We start from the raw sequence: 15,410 nt of genomic DNA, 5'->3' as shown, positions 1-15,410 counted from the left end.
GTTAGCTTAGGTTTTTTAATTTGAACTTTAAAAAAATAGAAACAGCTATAAAATAAAACAAATAGTTTAAAGCGTATGCATATGTCGCACCTATTGTTCCGGAGTTATTTATAAATAAAAATGAAAAAAAGATAAGTGTTAAAGAGAATATTATTTCACTAGCTATAAACTCTTTAGTCATTGCTTTTGATATCATAATATATGATAACAGCCAAGAGGCAATTTTCAATATATCGCCAATTATTTGCCATGCGAATAAGGGGCTCATAGGTGTGAAACTATCTGAGAAAAGTGAATAAATTATAAAATCACGTAACATGTATATAATTAATCCACCTATAATGGCAATAGGTAATAATATTTTGTAACCTTGTAAAATCTCTTTTTTTAACTCTTGCCTGCTAGTAATTTCAGATAACCTAGGTAAGTAGTATGTACTTAATGCTGTGGTTACTATCATTAAGTAGGTCGTTGATATATACCATACTCCTTGCCAATAGCCAGCTTGATCTAGTCCCTGAGTGGTTCCAATATAATCACGAATAATAAACTGTGATGTAGGTACCATAATAGCGGAAGTTATAGTCATTGCAGAATAAGAAAATAGATTTCTTGATATTTTTTTATCAAAAGCAGATATAAAGTTTTTCCATTTTATTATTTTATGTTTTCTCAACATAAATAAAGTAATGAAAAATATTACAGATTGGTTAGTTGCTAAGGCTACTAAAGCGCCCTTTAATCCCCAGAAGTATATTAGTAGGCTAGTAAAAACTAGAGAGTAAAGACTTTGAATTATATTTATTTTTATATAGCTTCTTATTTCTTTTAAGCCATTAATTATTGATAATAAAAGTCCATTTAAGACAAATAATATGATGGTAAAACCGAATAAGATAAATACGAATTGATACTGAATGGTATCTAAGATTTTGAGAGAGAAAAAATGAGAAAATGTAATCAGTATTGTTCCTACTACTATTGACGCTGCTAAACTAATACGTGTACCTGTACTGAACAATAAAGGTAATTTTTCACTTTCTTTACCATATTCTGCTGTATATTTCACTATTCCACTGTTAATCGCACCTTGTGCTGCGATTAATACAAGCTGGCTAAAATTTTGAAATTGTCCAATGATTGCTAATCCTGATGGACCGATATAAACAGAAACAGCTTTATTAATAACTAATCCTGATAGCATTTTAAAAAAAGTTGCTATCAGGCTTAGTAATGATGTTTTAATTAACGTCATTATTAAATCACAAATGAATTACATGCTTGGACAATTGTTAAAATATCATTATTAGTTAGTGTTGGACTAATTGGTATACTTAATACCTCATTATGTATTTTTTCAGTTAATGGTAATGAAAGATTACGATATTGGCTGTACGCTTGCTGCTTATGAGGTGGGGTTGGATAATGAATCAATGTTTGAACTCCTTGTTCTATTAAGTGTTTTTGCAGCAAATCTCTATGACTTGTTGCAATCACAAATAGATGCCATACATGGCTTTGTTGATTATTTCTATATTCATCAGCAGTCAAAGGAAGCTTAATTAGTGGGTTATTAAGATTTTCTAAATAAGTTAATGCTACTTTTTGACGAATTAGAGTTTCATTATCAAGATATTTTAATTTTACATTTAGCATTGCTGCTTGAATTTCATCCAGTCTGCTATTAACACCTTGATATAAATTTAGGTATTTCTGATGTGAGCCATAGTTACGCAGTGCTTGCAGTGTTTTCGCTAATTCATCATCATTAGTTGTGATAGCACCTGCATCACCTAATGCACCGAGATTTTTTCCAGGATAAAAACTAAAACCGGCTGCATCTCCCCAGTCACCTGCTTTTTTACCTTCAATACTAGCACCATGTGATTGTGCACAATCTTCTAAAACCAATAGACCGTGTTGTTGTGCAATTGCCATAATTTCAGGCATAGGAGAGATTTGACCATAAAGGTGTACTGGTAAAATAACTTTTGTTTTATCAGTAATTGCTGATTTAATGCCTTCGATGGATAAATTGTAGGTATTTGTATCAGGTTCTACAAATACTGGCACTAAATCATTTTCAGTAATTGCTAATACTGAAGCTATATAAGTATTAGCTTGCACAATAACTTCATCACCGGTTTTTAATTTTCCAAGTTCTTTCCATGCACGTAATACTAGAGTTAATGCATCTAAACCATTTGCTACACCTATTGTATATTTAGCACCACAGTAATCCGAGAAGTTTTGCTCAAAACTCTCTAACTCTTTGCCCATAATATACCAGCCAGAATCTATTACTCTGGCACATGCATCTTTAAGCTCTTGTTGATATTGATTATTAATACTTTTAAGGTCGAGGAAATTTATCATTTTTATACCTATAATTATTTTAGATACCTAACAATTCTCGCTGGATTACCAACAACAAGAGCATTTTGGGGAACACTCTTTGTAACGACACTTCCTGCACCGATCATACAATTTTCACCTAGAGTCAGTCCCGGTAGAATAGTCGCATTAGCTCCTATCGATGCTCCATTTTTTATTATGGTTAATGGAAATTGCTCAGGATATTGCTTAGAACGGGGGTATTTATCATTTGCAAAGGTCACGCATGGACCAATAAATACATTGTCCTCAATACGTAGCCCATCCCATAAATATACGCAGGATTTTATTGTTACATTATTGCCAATGATGACATCGTTTTCTATTAGAGTATGTGCACAAATATTGCAGTTACTACCTATTTGAGCACCAGTTAGGATCACACTGAATTGCCAAATACGAGTATCATCACCAATATTTTGGCTTTGTACGTCACTTAATGGATGAATAAACATTTTTGCATTCTTCTAAAAAATCACTATAGTCACGAATATAATCACTTTCGTCATATAGTTCGCTTGCTAAAACCATTAGAACGCAATCTTCCGAAAAATCATGCATTTCTCGCCAAATAAAATTATTGATATATAGTCCAGTATCTGGACTATCTAAAATAATTTCTTCTTTAGTTTTTCCATCATCTAACAAAAAACGGCAACTACCTTTTACACAAATGGCGACTTGCTGTAAGTTTTTATGCGCATGGAAACCACGAGAAACTCCATCTTTAGTGCCAAATATGTAATAAATGCGTTTAATTTCAAATGGAATATTTTTATTTTGCTCTAATGAAACTAACGAACCTCTTTCATCACCCAGTTTTTTAAATTCAATAGTATTAATTAGTTTCATTACTGTTTCTCAATAAGGTTAATTAAATATTCGCCGTAACTATTTTTTCTACATTTATTTGCAGTTTCTAATACTTGTTCTGCTGTCAGCCACTGTTGGCGATAAGCAATTTCTTCCAAACAAGCAATTTTAAAACCTTGGCGTTTTTCTATGGTTTCTACAAAACTAGAGGCTTCAAGCAAGCTATCGTGCGTTCCTGTATCTAACCAAGCAAAACCTCGACCTAGTAACTCAACTTTAAGATTCTTATTTTTTAGGTAGATTTGGTTTACTGTTGTGATTTCAAGTTCACCACGCTCAGATGGCTGAATATTTTTTGCAATCTCAATTACGTCATTATCATAAAAATATAGGCCAGTAACTGCATATTTTGATTTTGGTTTTAACGGTTTTTCTTCTATTGAAATGGCATTGAAATCAGTATCAAATTCGACCACACCAAAGCGTTCTGGATCTTGTACTTCATAACCGAAAACGGTAGCGCCTGTTTGTGTGCTCGCTGCTTTTAATAATTTTGGTGAGAAACCCTGCCCCCAAAAAATATTATCTCCTAGCACCAAACACACACTATCTGAGCCAATAAACTCTTCACCTATGATAAAGGCTTGTGCTAAACCTTCAGGTTTAGGTTGTATTGCATATTGTAATGAAATACCAAATTGAGACCCGTCACCTAATAAACGCTCGAAGCTGTTTTGATCTTCTGGGGTTGTAATAATCAGAATTTCACGGATCCCTGCTAGCATAAGAACTGACAATGGATAATAAATCATGGGTTTATCATAAATAGGAAGCAATTGCTTTGATACGCCCATTGTTATTGGATATAACCGTGTTCCAGAGCCACCCGCTAAAATAATACCTTTCACTTTTAAGCCCCTAACCTTTCTCTATTATATTTATTATTTTGAACTGACTCACACCACTTTGAATTACCCAAATACCATTCAACTGTTTTACGCAAACCGCTCTCAAATGTTTCTGCAGGAACCCAGTTCAGTTCATTTTTGATTTTAGTTGCATCGATGGCATAACGTAAGTCGTGGCCTGGCCTATCTGTAACGTAAGTGATTAGGTCGCTATAACTTTGAATATTATTAGGTTTATTAGGCACTAATTCTTCAAGGATATTACAGATAGTTTTAACAACATCAATATTGGCTTTTTCATTATGACCACCAATATTATAAGTTTCACCAATTTTACCTTCGGTAACAACTGTGTAGAGTGCTCTTGCATGGTCTTCGACGTATAACCAGTCCCTGATTTGTTGACCATTACCATAGACAGGCAGTGGTTTACCTTCTAATGCATTTAAGATGATTAAAGGGATCAGTTTTTCAGGGTAGTGGAATGGACCATAGTTATTAGAGCAGTTTGTTACGATGGTTGGTAAACCATAAGTGCGTTGCCAAGCTCTAACTAGATGGTCACTCGATGCTTTTGATGCTGAATAGGGGCTACTTGGGGCGTAAGGTGTTGTTTCAGTAAACAGATCCGTCGTTGATTCTAGATCACCATAGACTTCGTCCGTCGATATATGATGGAAACGGAATGTTGCTTTTTTATCCGCTGGTAGTTGGTTCCAATATTGGCGAGCCGCTTCTAATAATGTGTAGGTGCCGATAATATTAGTTTGAATAAATTCACTTGGACCATCAATTGAACGATCAACATGTGATTCGGCGGCTAAATGCATAATTGCATCAGGTTGGTGCAAATTGAATATATTTGTGATAGCGGCAGAGTCACAAATATCAGCTTGAACAAAGGTGTATCTAGGATCTTCACAAATAGATGTGAGTGACTCTAAGTTTCCCGCATAAGTTAATTTATCAACATTAATAACGGTATCATTGGTGTTATTAATAATATGGCGAATAACTGCGGAACCAATAAAGCCTGCACCACCAGTAACTAATATTTTCACTGAAAACCTTGGTATTTAATAATTTATTAAGTAAGAATAAATTTAGCTATGGTATAAATGTTTACTGCAATATTTGATCAGCCATAGCTACCGCACTGGGTTGTCGGGTCCCAGAGCACCATCGAATTCTACATTCGTGCTTATTAATTGAAAACATTACGTTTTTACGTAGTCGCTCAATTGATAAGCACGTCTTATCATTCATTGCCCTCAAAAGGGCATGCATTTTCGCTGACTCGGTCAAGCGAAAGCGCCTAATAATATCACTAAATATAGTTGCTGACTACCGGTGTGATTGTCTTAGAGAATAGTCTTATTATTTTGCTAACTCTCTAACCTATTGTAAAGAATAGATTTATATTCTTTTGGATTCCTTTGTTGACTGTAGGCAATATTTTATCTGCTATCTTAGGAAATAACCTTATTTTTTATGGATGTATTTTATTCATTCGATTGAGATATATTTCTATACCCGAATATCGAGTTAAGATAAGTGAAATAATTTAGAAATATATCATTTTTATTTTTTGGTTATGCTAAATACGCCTTAGTGACGTTAAATTAATAAAGAGCAATAATTAATTTTATTAAATGAATAAAAAAGCATCAGAAATAAACCTTTCTGATAATTATAGTGTGATTTCTAAATAAGTCGAATTTCGACTAGAAATAAAAAACTAGCCGCGAATAATTCAGCGGCTAGTTTTATCATGGATATAACACTTTTATTAATGGCGATTGATTACCATTCGAACGGTACGGTTACCATGACGGAAGCACCAATATCATCCCTGGTGTCGTAATCTGTTTGCGATACCCAGACTTTAGCATCGGTGTTGACCATGTTATCAAAGTTATGCCACCAACCTAAATCGACACCCTTGATTGTTTCTGATTTAGGGTAGATTTTGTTTTGTGGATAACTTTCTTTATTGACCTTGGCATAGACTAAACGTGTACTAACACGGTTATCATCGTCAAGGGTGTATTCCACTTTAGCTGATAACATACGGCCATCACCACCCATGGCATGACCCAAAGGTGCACCTTGTTGGTAGTATCCATTTTGGTAGATAAAGTGAGTATACATCACGCCGTTTTTGTTCCATTCGGTATGGGTATTAGAACCTTCAATATACCAGCTTAAAGGCTGACCCCATGCAGTATGGTAGCCTTCGATACCCCCCATAAAAGCATTTTTCGATGGGAACATACCGGCTTCATCTTCACCGATCATTTGGCCGTAAACACTGACAGGTAAACCAATCAGCGGGTAGAGTTTGATTTTAGCGTCAAGCCCTGCAAGCTGGTTACCGGGGTCATCATTTTGATCGCCTGTGTTATCTTTACCGGCCATCGCATTCCAGAAAGAATTCCAGTTGTTAGGGCGACCTTCACCTCCCCACATGACTACGCGTGAACCCCCTAACTCAAAGAAATCCGTTGGGTTCATAGTCATACGTAAACCAATGAGCTTGGTATGGGGTTGTGAGGAGTACTGCTTAATTTGGCCTGCTGTAAGCTGATATTGCCATGAGCCAATCCATGATAACCAAGGGGTTTCAAAAGGACTTTGGTCTGCACGCTGTATCAGGAAACCTGTGACAGGACGTGCTGCATCAGTACGGATCAAGCTACCATCATGGCCTGGCCCCCACCATTGAGGGATCTCACCAAAGCTAACCCATTGGTTCCAAATTTTCACGCCGCCGTAAGAACCATTAAGGTTATAGTCAGAGCCATTTTCAACACGTAACGCTCGTTCAGCATTCGCTTTTAAATTTAAATCGACATCATCGGTGCTGTAATTACCTTCAACGGTATAATGGAAATCACTGTATTCGCTTTGCGCGAACCCCTGTGGCATGGATGGCTTACTCGTTGACAGGTAGGTTTGTAATTGGAGGTTATTTTTAGTGCGACTGAGTTGTTGCTTAATACGCTGCACAATCGCTTCTTGTTCACTATTGGTGATATTTGCATTATTAAGTGAGCGGGTAATTTCTTCTGAAGATAGGGGCCATGTAGAAAGGCTGATTTGAATAACATTACGTTCTGATAACCATGCAAGGTCGTTTCGTAAGTTATTATCCGGTAGAACGAGACCCCCAGCAAGAGTATTGCCACTCATTACGCCCAATACCGTTAAAATGGCCAACTTGGTAAGCTTGATTTTTTTCATTGATGAATCCGTTGAGTTGAGTCGTCTAATTTTTTGTGTTTTAGCGCGAAAATAGGCGCAAAAGTAATAAGTAAATTCCGAACACGAGTAAAGTACGATATCGCCCACAATTATCTTACTGTTCTATTTGACGTATTAGTTAGGCATGTGTGCGGTGTTTTTTTTATATAATAGGCAAACTCTGAATAAATAAAAAGCAGATTATAGGCGCATGCGGTAAATTGCCTTTTTATGATGATATATCACAACATAATTAAAACAGTAGGCTAGAGGAACTATTTGTCTTATTTGGTGATACTGACTGTCTTAAAATGATTGAATAGCAAATTGATTAAACGGATTTTAATTAGGTGAAATTACTTATATTGGCGTGGGAATAAAATTGGCGCCTTAATCAAATGAATATTAAGGCGCCGAGAGTTAATTGGGATCACCGACCATGCTCGGGTAACCAAATTTGCAAACGGAGGCCACCAAGTGGGCTATCGTCTGCTTTTACCCAGCCTTTATGCTGTGAGATTGCGGTTTCAACAATCGCAAGGCCTAGGCCAGTTCCGCCAGTCTCCCTATCGCGTGCTTCATCTGTACGGTAGAAAGGGCGGAAAATGTGTTCGCGATCAGCGGGGCTAACTCCTGGGCCATCATCATCGACAGTGATTAAGATGCCGTTGTTTTCCTCTTTAAAATTGACCGCAATGTGGGTATTTGAGTAGCGAAGGGCATTGCGAACGATATTTTCAAATGCACTGCCTATCGCCGATGGATTGCAATAAATCGGCCATGGGCCTGGCGGGGCGGTGACATCTAACGTTTTATTCATCTGCTCTGCTTCAAAGCGAGCATCTTCTAGAATATCGCCCCATAATTCATCGGCTTTAATATTCTCCCTTAAGATCTCATTTTTGTGCTGGCTACGTGATAGCACGAGTAAGTCATTGATCATACTATCTAGGCGATGCGTTTCGGTTTCGATACGTTCTAGCTCTTTACTTTCACCATGGCGGCGGCGTAAGAGTGCCGTTGCCAGTTGTAAGCGTGTGAGTGGCGTCCGTAGTTCGTGCGAGATATCAGAAATCAGTCGTTGTTGGGCAGTGACCATGCCATCAAGCGCGCTAATCATTTGGTTAAAACTGTTACCGGCAGAAAGAAACTCTTGCGGCCCCGATTCAAGCTCAGGGTGTGGTCGTAAATTGCCTTTTGCGACATCGTCTGCTGCCATTTTTAATTTACGGGCAGGGCGTGCCAAGCTCCATGATAACCAAAGTAATAATGGGGCGCTAATCAGCATAGTGGCAATTAATAACAAGAATGGCCGGTCAAACAATAAGTTAATAAAGTCTGATTGTGGGCTATTGGCTGGGCGAACTAAATAGAGTTGGTAATGGTCTTCACCGTCGCGAATGGAAAAAGGCCCAAGAATTTCCGCGCGACCATATTTTTTCTTTTTCGGGTGATCGGCATTGTCGGATTGCCCGATAAAGTTACGGATCACTTGCATTTCACTGGGCATCGCCCCGATAACACGTCCTTCACTGGTCACAATGATCAGACGTTGCCCCGGAGGCGCCCATTTTTTGATGGAATTAGAAATCCGCCTCCACCAAAGAAGGTCATTCATCGGCGCCTGTGCAAGTTCGGCTTCGATATGTTGTTCAAGCATTTCCCCTTGGCGCTGCTCACTTTCCAGAAGGGAAGTGAGCTGCCGAGAGTCTAGCTTGGGTACCATCAGCACTAGCATTAACACTAGTGCGAGGGTAAACCAGAAAATTGCAAATATTCTTGCGGTTAAGCTATTTATCATGTTGCTGAAACCATCAAGTATCCACGACCACGTAAAGTTTTAAACCACGGTTGACCATCTGTACGCTCTGGCAATTTACGGCGTAAGTTAGAAATGTGCATATCAATAGCACGGTCAAATGGCGTTAAGCGTTTCCCAAGAACTTCTTGGCTTAGATGCTCTCTTGAAACGACTTGACCGAGGTGCTGAGCTAATAAATAGAGTAGCGTGAACTCAGTACCTGTTAGGTCTAGAATTTCGTTATCAAAGCTGGCCTCTTGGCGACCAGGGTTTAATTGTAGCTTATCAACTTGCAGAACAGGCGTATTGCTATTGTCGCCCTGATTCTGTTCGCTCCAATTAGAACGGCGCAATAGTGCACGGATACGGGCAACGAGTTCGCGGTCATTGAAAGGTTTAGGAAGATAGTCATCTGCACCTAACTCAAGGCCTAACACTTTGTCTAGCTCACTACCGCGAGCGGTTAACATAATGACAGGAGTTTGGTGGATTTGACGCAACTCTTTTAATGTCTCAATACCATTTTTCTTTGGCATCATGACATCAAGTAATAACAGATCAATGGACGAGTCCAGTTGTTGTAAAGCCTGTTCACCATCATAGGCGATGACAACGTTGAAACCTTCCATTTCGAGCAGTTCTTTTAAGAGCGACGTGAGTTCACGGTCGTCATCAACTAATAGGATTTTATGCATGTGTTTAAGTCCTCCAACTGCCAAAATACGATAACAATCTTCATGATTCCATGACTTTACGTTCTTTTACATGCTCTGACGCTAGTTTGCAGCCACCGGCGTATAGTTGTCCACATTGAATCACGAGCACTGTCCGAGAACAAGGAGTCAGAAATGCAAAGAACAGCACAAACAACAGTAATGTTGACGTTAGCCTCTGCATTCATTTTCGGCTCAGTGACGGCTTTTGGGGATACACCAGAAAATGTGGCACAAACTGGTGATGGTTCGACTCCCCTAATGTTGCAAATGCAAAATGAGCCTACCTCATCAGCGTTGGCTAAACTTCAGCATTATGAGCTGTTTGGTAGTGAAGAACGCACGAGTACATTTATGTTTAATGGTATCACGTTAAATGAAAAACAGCGCCAGCAATTACGTGATTTAATGGCAACACAACGCCGTTATCAATTTGATAACCCAGTTTCAGTGCAAGAGCGTGAAGAATTGCACAGTTTAATTACCGCAGACGACTTTGATGAGCAGGCAGTACGTGCCCAATTAGAAAAAAGTTTGCAAAAAGAATTAACTCAGCGTGTTGAAATGGCGCGAATTCATCATGAATTGTATCAGTTATTAACACCTGAGCAGAAAGCCCAACTTGAGCAGATCCATCAACAAAAAATGTCTCAATATCAGGCTTTGCAATAACTCATTGAATGAAATTTATTGAGTACCGAATTCTCTTGATCGTAGTAGTGAAGTAGCAATAAGTGAAGTTTTTTCCTTGCCATAGACACCATCCCTGTCTTTTACAGCCCCTTTTAGGGGCTTTTTTTTGCGCTTAGCTTTTAAAATAAAAAATGGATCCCTCTCTATGCTTCCCTTTTGATCACCCCGTTGATGAAGGTTTTTATCGATAATATAAACATGCTGAGCAAATAATATAGGTTCTGAAACAACGGCAAAGGCGCTCTTTAGTGCTTCTATTTTTAATCATCAAGTAGACAAAGCCCTGCGAATTTTATCCTATCTTAGTGTTGTGCGTTTGGTCGATCGCCGCTTTGTGGTGAATTGTTCAGACTCGACTCTACAGAAACTGATTATTTAGTTAATTATTTTGGATAAAGCGAATTATTATTCCAGTGATTTTGCTATTAAGACAAAAAACGGGTTAAATTCATTTTATGAAGATGTTCTCACTCTATTCCTATTGTTATTTTGCTCAAAATTCATAGTCTTTATGCCGTAAAATTGTTGTGTGTATTGCAAAGGAAAATAATATTATGAAAATGAAGGCTCTTGTTGCAGTCGCTGTCTCTGCTGTCATTTTGACGGGATGTAAAAACTTAGACCAAGGCATGCTAACTAACTCTGGTATGCAATTATTCCAAGCCGCTACTTTAACGGATGGTGACGTTAAGCAATTAAGCGACCAATCTTGTAAAGAAATGGACGCACAAAATAAAATTGCACCCGCGTCAAGCAAGTACTCTAAACGCTTAGATAAAATTGCTAAATCATTAGGCAATGAAATTGATGGCACACCAGTTAACTACAAAGTTTATATGACTGATGATGTGAATGCTTGGGCAATGGCGAATGGTTGCGTTCGTGTCTATAGCGGCCTGATGGATATCATGAATGATAACGAAGTCGAAGGTGTATTAGGTCATGAAATGGGCCACGTTGCACTCGGCCATACACGTAAAGCAATGCAAGTTGCTTATGCCGCGGTTGCCGCGCGTACCGCAGCAGCTTCAGCGGGTGGCGTTGTTGAGCAACTCAGCTCTTCACAATTAGCTGCGCTGGGTGAAAAACTGATTAACTCTCAGTTCTCTCAACATCAAGAGAGCCAAGCGGATGATTTCTCTTATGACTTGCTGAAAAAACGCGGTGTTAAAACTGACGGCTTAGTCACTGGTTTTGAGAAATTAGCTCAAATGGGTAGCAAAGAAAGCAGCATGTTCGATTCTCACCCACCGTCAGCAGAGCGTGCACAACATATCCGTGACCGTATCGCGGCTGACAAAAAATAATTATTTATTCAGTTAGAATAATATTGAAAAGCAGTAGAGGTGCCGCCTTTACTGCTTTTTTTGTATCTTCATTTGTGTTGATCTTGTGATCATGCCATTAACTTTTTGCTAATAATCTATTCTTTGCTGTTTATCTGCGAATGTTGTCTCAAAAAAAACGAAATCAGACCTTGCTGCTTGCACTCTAAAATAACTCCGCCTATTTTGATGCTTGAATTTCTTTTTGGGTGTATTCGCTAAAAAAATAGCTACCCTATTTTTTGTCGTGGCTGGGTAGCAAAAATAAAATAACGATTCGCAAGGAATAAAAATGGAAAAAGCTCAGAGGATTTCTTTGCTAGCAAAAGGCATGGGAATGTTGCTGTCATTTACTTGTCGTTTATTAACGGGCGTACGTACCCGTTGGGTTGGTTGCCAACCGGCAATGACACCACGTATCTATTATGCTAACCATTCCAGCCATCTTGATGGTTTAGTTATTTGGGCTGGATTACCTCCTTTAATGCGCCATGCTGTTCACCCTGTCGCCGCAAGAGATTATTGGGATAAAACGCCCTTTCGACGCTATCTAGTCAATAACGTTTTTCGCGCTGTTTTAATCGACCGTAAAGGTGATGGAACGGCGAAAGAGAATGTCTTAGAGCCACTTGAGGCGATATTGGAAAAACAAGAATCATTGATTTTGTTCCCAGAAGGTACGCGCGGGGATGGCGAAGAATTAAGTCATTTTAAAAGCGGTATCTATCACTTAGCCAAAAAACACCCTCATGTTGAAGTGGTGCCTGTGTACCTTGAGAATTTAAATCGCGTACTACCAAAGGGGTCGAAGTTGGTTGTGCCGGTGATCTGCTCTGCGGTTGTGGGCAAGCCATTAGCCCCATTAGGCGAGGATGAACCAAAAGCCGTATTCTTAGAGCGTGCGAAACTCGCACTAGAGGAGTTGATGCCATGAGTAGTATTTGGGATAGCGAAATCGTGTTATTGCTATCAGGTGTCTTTAGCATACTTGTGGTCGCTAGTATTATTGGCGGGATCCTCGCTTACCGTTATTCAGGGGATAACAGCAATCCAACCATTGATAACTTGAATGCTCGGATCCGAGCTTGGTGGTTAATGTGTATTGTCTGTGTACTCGCCGTTGTGATTGGCAATATCGGTGTCGTGATTTTATTTGCACTGATCTCATTTTTTGCATTGCGGGAGTTTATTACCTTAACACCGACTCGGCGTAGTGACCATGAAGCCCTATTTTGGTGCTTTTTTATTTTCCTCCCTCTGCAATATGTTTTAGTCGGCATTCAGTGGTATGGCATGTTCTCAGTCTTTGTGCCGGTGTTTGTGTTCCTTTTCTTACCTACTCGCATTGCCTTAGCGGGAGATACGTATCATTTCCTCGAGCGTACCTCAAAAATTCAGTGGGGGATGTTAGTCGCGGTATTCTGTTTAAGCCATGTGCCAGCCTTGTTGATGTTGGATATTCAAGGTTATGAGGGGGAAAACGTCAAACTGCTGCTGTTCTTGATTGTGGTTACGCAACTTTCTGATGTGCTGCAATATGTGTTTGGAAAATTGTTTGGCAAACATCCTATTGTGCCAAAATTAAGCCCGAACAAAACCATTGAAGGCTTTGTTGGTGGCATTTTATCTTCCGTGCTAATTGGTATCTGCTTGTATTGGGTAACCCCATTTAGTTGGTGGGCAGCAGGGCTAATGTCACTGGCGATTACCCTAATGGGCTTTGTGGGAGGATTATGTATGTCTGCTATCAAACGCGATAGCGGCATCAAAGATTTTGGCGCCATAATCGAAGGGCACGGCGGGATGCTAGATCGTATCGACTCTTTATGCTTTGCCGCGCCAATCTTCTTCCATCTAACACGCTATTTTTATACTTAATCTGAGGCCTTGTGCCTGATGGCTCCAAGTATTAGCCATTTGAAAATGGAGCCCCGTTGGTTAACCATAACCGCTAACGGGGCTTTTTTGTTTCTCAATCACTCAATCAATCAATAAACGCTTGAGCCAAAACGGCTCAGTTGCGTAGTTTCGCTTTGGTTTTGAGAAAGCCAGTGAACATTTATTTTTTATCGTGTGGGTAGTAGGCGCCTCTGTTTACTTTTAACTCGCAAGGTTAAGCTTCTATGTTACATAAATGCTATGATATGCACTTAATTTTTGTTTCGAAGTAAGACAACACCCGCTATAGTGAGCCTCTGCTTCTGCGGCAATCCGTTTTATAGACTAAAATTGTGTAAGCTGGATCACAATAAACAAGCAAAGCTTGATAGAAAGCAGGTATAGATAGGTTCCTTTGTCTTATTATAACGCTAGGTGAATCAATTCAGCATGAGTTGTTTATAACAGAATGTACGTTAGAAAAGTACGATATCATTGTGTTTTTCATCGATTTGCAATTTATATTCATTAATCAGAGGTCATCATGGTCAAACAGATTAAAAGAATTGGGGTACTAACAAGTGGTGGTGATGCACCGGGTATGAACGCTGCAATCCGTGGTGTTGTACGTGCTGCACTGAGCGAAGGTTTAGAAGTCATGGGTATTTATGATGGGTATCTAGGCTTATATGAAAACCGTATGAAACAGCTAGATCGCTATAGTGTTTCTGACATGATTAACCGCGGTGGCACCTTCCTTGGCTCGGCTCGTTTCCCTCAATTCCGCGATGAAAAAGTTCGTGCTGTTGCCATTGATAATCTGAAAAAAAATCATATTGATGCGCTGGTGGTGATTGGTGGTGATGGCTCTTATCTAGGGGCAAAATCACTAACAGAGGCAGGTTTCCCCTGTATTGGTTTGCCGGGAACCATCGATAATGATGTGGCGGGAACGGACTATACCATTGGTTATTTCACCGCACTTGAAACGGTAGTGGAAGCGATTGACCGTCTGCGTGACACCTCGACGTCTCATAAACGTATTTCGATTGTTGAAGTTATGGGGCGCTATTGTGGCGATCTGACGCTTTCGGCTGCGATTGCCGGTGGTTGTGAGTTTATCGTTCTGCCTGAAAATGAAATGTCATTTGACCGTGAAGAGCTGTTATCTGAGATAAAACAAGGCATTGAGAAAGGTAAACGCCATGCCATTGTGGCAATCACTGAGCATGTTTGCGATGTTGATGAGCTAGCGAAATATATTGAAGCAGAAACGCATCATGAAACGCGCGCAACGGTATTGGGGCATATTCAGCGTGGTGGCTCGCCAGTGGCTTATGACCGTATTCTCGCATCGCGCATGGGAGCCTACTCTATTCAGCTATTATTAGAAGGTTACGGCGGTCGTTGTGTCGGTATTCAAAATGAAAAACTGGTTCACCACGATATCATTGATGCTGTAATGAATATGAAGCGTGTATTTAAGAAAGAGTGGTACGACACAGCGAAAAAACTGTATTAATCTCTACCTCTACGATTGCAAATCTCACCTGTGCGGTGCCGTTTCAGTGCCGTGCAGGTTTGATCTCTCCGCCTGATCTTTCTGTCTTATATTCTTTTGTTGCATAATTTGTCATTTTTA

14 protein-coding genes are annotated in these 15,410 nt (G+C 39.4%); 5 read left to right on the top strand and 9 right to left on the bottom strand.

The features are described 5' to 3' along the window. Window position 1: 1 nt before the first annotated feature. The 9 genes from I3B46_RS21195 to cpxR form a co-directional block, all read right to left on the bottom strand. Window positions 2-1,255, bottom strand: coding sequence for an O-antigen translocase (locus I3B46_RS21195; protein WP_196993126.1), 1,254 nt, complete (start codon window positions 1,253-1,255; stop codon window positions 2-4). Between the two features lie 2 nt (window positions 1,256-1,257). After that, window positions 1,258-2,376 carry a DegT/DnrJ/EryC1/StrS family aminotransferase gene (locus tag I3B46_RS21190; protein WP_196993125.1) on the bottom strand — a complete coding sequence of 373 codons (1,119 nt, stop codon included), beginning with the start codon at window positions 2,374-2,376 and terminating at the stop codon, window positions 1,258-1,260. A 14-nt stretch (window positions 2,377-2,390) separates the two neighbouring features. Further along, window positions 2,391-2,849 carry an acyltransferase gene (locus I3B46_RS21185; protein WP_196993124.1) on the bottom strand — a complete coding sequence of 153 codons (459 nt, stop codon included), beginning with the start codon at window positions 2,847-2,849 and terminating at the stop codon, window positions 2,391-2,393. Further along, complete coding sequence (locus I3B46_RS21180) at window positions 2,827-3,246, bottom strand: sugar 3,4-ketoisomerase (RefSeq protein ID WP_095530508.1); 420 nt, start codon at window positions 3,244-3,246, stop codon at window positions 2,827-2,829. Before I3B46_RS21180 ends, I3B46_RS21185 begins: the two co-directional genes overlap by 23 nt. Continuing rightward, entirely contained in the window at window positions 3,246-4,115 is an 870-nt protein-coding gene (gene rfbA, locus I3B46_RS21175) for a glucose-1-phosphate thymidylyltransferase RfbA (RefSeq protein WP_196993123.1), read from the bottom strand. The genes I3B46_RS21180 and rfbA overlap by 1 nt, the downstream gene beginning before the upstream one ends. 2 nt (window positions 4,116-4,117) lie before the next feature. Continuing rightward, window positions 4,118-5,176, bottom strand: a complete 1,059-nt coding sequence (gene rfbB, locus I3B46_RS21170) for a dTDP-glucose 4,6-dehydratase (RefSeq protein ID WP_196993122.1) — start codon at window positions 5,174-5,176, stop codon at window positions 4,118-4,120. Between the two features lie 742 nt (window positions 5,177-5,918). Further along, complete coding sequence (locus I3B46_RS21165; RefSeq protein ID WP_196993121.1) at window positions 5,919-7,358, bottom strand: capsule assembly Wzi family protein; 1,440 nt, start codon at window positions 7,356-7,358, stop codon at window positions 5,919-5,921. Between the two features lie 430 nt (window positions 7,359-7,788). Beyond that, window positions 7,789-9,159, bottom strand: a complete 1,371-nt coding sequence (gene cpxA, locus I3B46_RS21160; RefSeq protein WP_004924389.1) for an envelope stress sensor histidine kinase CpxA — start codon at window positions 9,157-9,159, stop codon at window positions 7,789-7,791. Then, on the bottom strand, window positions 9,156-9,854 hold the full coding sequence (gene cpxR / locus I3B46_RS21155) for an envelope stress response regulator transcription factor CpxR (RefSeq protein ID WP_004924392.1): 699 nt from the start codon (window positions 9,852-9,854) through the stop codon (window positions 9,156-9,158). The genes cpxA and cpxR overlap by 4 nt, the downstream gene beginning before the upstream one ends. A 153-nt stretch (window positions 9,855-10,007) precedes the next feature. Here cpxR and I3B46_RS21150 point away from each other — a divergent pair, with 153 nt between their 5' ends. The 5 genes from I3B46_RS21150 to pfkA all read left to right on the top strand — a co-directional run bounded on the left by I3B46_RS21150 (window position 10,008) and on the right by pfkA (window position 15,290). Further along, window positions 10,008-10,544, top strand: a complete 537-nt coding sequence (locus tag I3B46_RS21150; protein WP_004924395.1) for a Spy/CpxP family protein refolding chaperone — start codon at window positions 10,008-10,010, stop codon at window positions 10,542-10,544. 575 nt (window positions 10,545-11,119) lie between these two features. Then, on the top strand, window positions 11,120-11,872 hold the full coding sequence (locus I3B46_RS21145) for a M48 family metallopeptidase (RefSeq protein ID WP_004924398.1): 753 nt from the start codon (window positions 11,120-11,122) through the stop codon (window positions 11,870-11,872). Between the two features lie 310 nt (window positions 11,873-12,182). After that, on the top strand, window positions 12,183-12,824 hold the full coding sequence (locus tag I3B46_RS21140) for a lysophospholipid acyltransferase family protein (protein WP_004924402.1): 642 nt from the start codon (window positions 12,183-12,185) through the stop codon (window positions 12,822-12,824). Further along, entirely contained in the window at window positions 12,821-13,768 is a 948-nt protein-coding gene (locus tag I3B46_RS21135) for a phosphatidate cytidylyltransferase (protein ID WP_004924405.1), read from the top strand. The genes I3B46_RS21140 and I3B46_RS21135 overlap by 4 nt, the downstream gene beginning before the upstream one ends. A gap of 544 nt (window positions 13,769-14,312) precedes the next feature. After that, window positions 14,313-15,290 carry a 6-phosphofructokinase gene (gene pfkA, locus I3B46_RS21130; RefSeq protein WP_004924408.1) on the top strand — a complete coding sequence of 326 codons (978 nt, stop codon included), beginning with the start codon at window positions 14,313-14,315 and terminating at the stop codon, window positions 15,288-15,290. Window positions 15,291-15,410: the final 120 nt, after the last annotated feature.

The sequence above is a fragment of the Providencia sp. 2.29 genome (assembly GCF_015832305.1).
Classification (GTDB): Bacteria; Pseudomonadota; Gammaproteobacteria; order Enterobacterales; family Enterobacteriaceae; genus Providencia; species Providencia stuartii.
The sequence above is the reverse complement of the archived record's forward strand: the minus strand, read 5'-3'. Positions and strand labels throughout refer to the sequence as shown.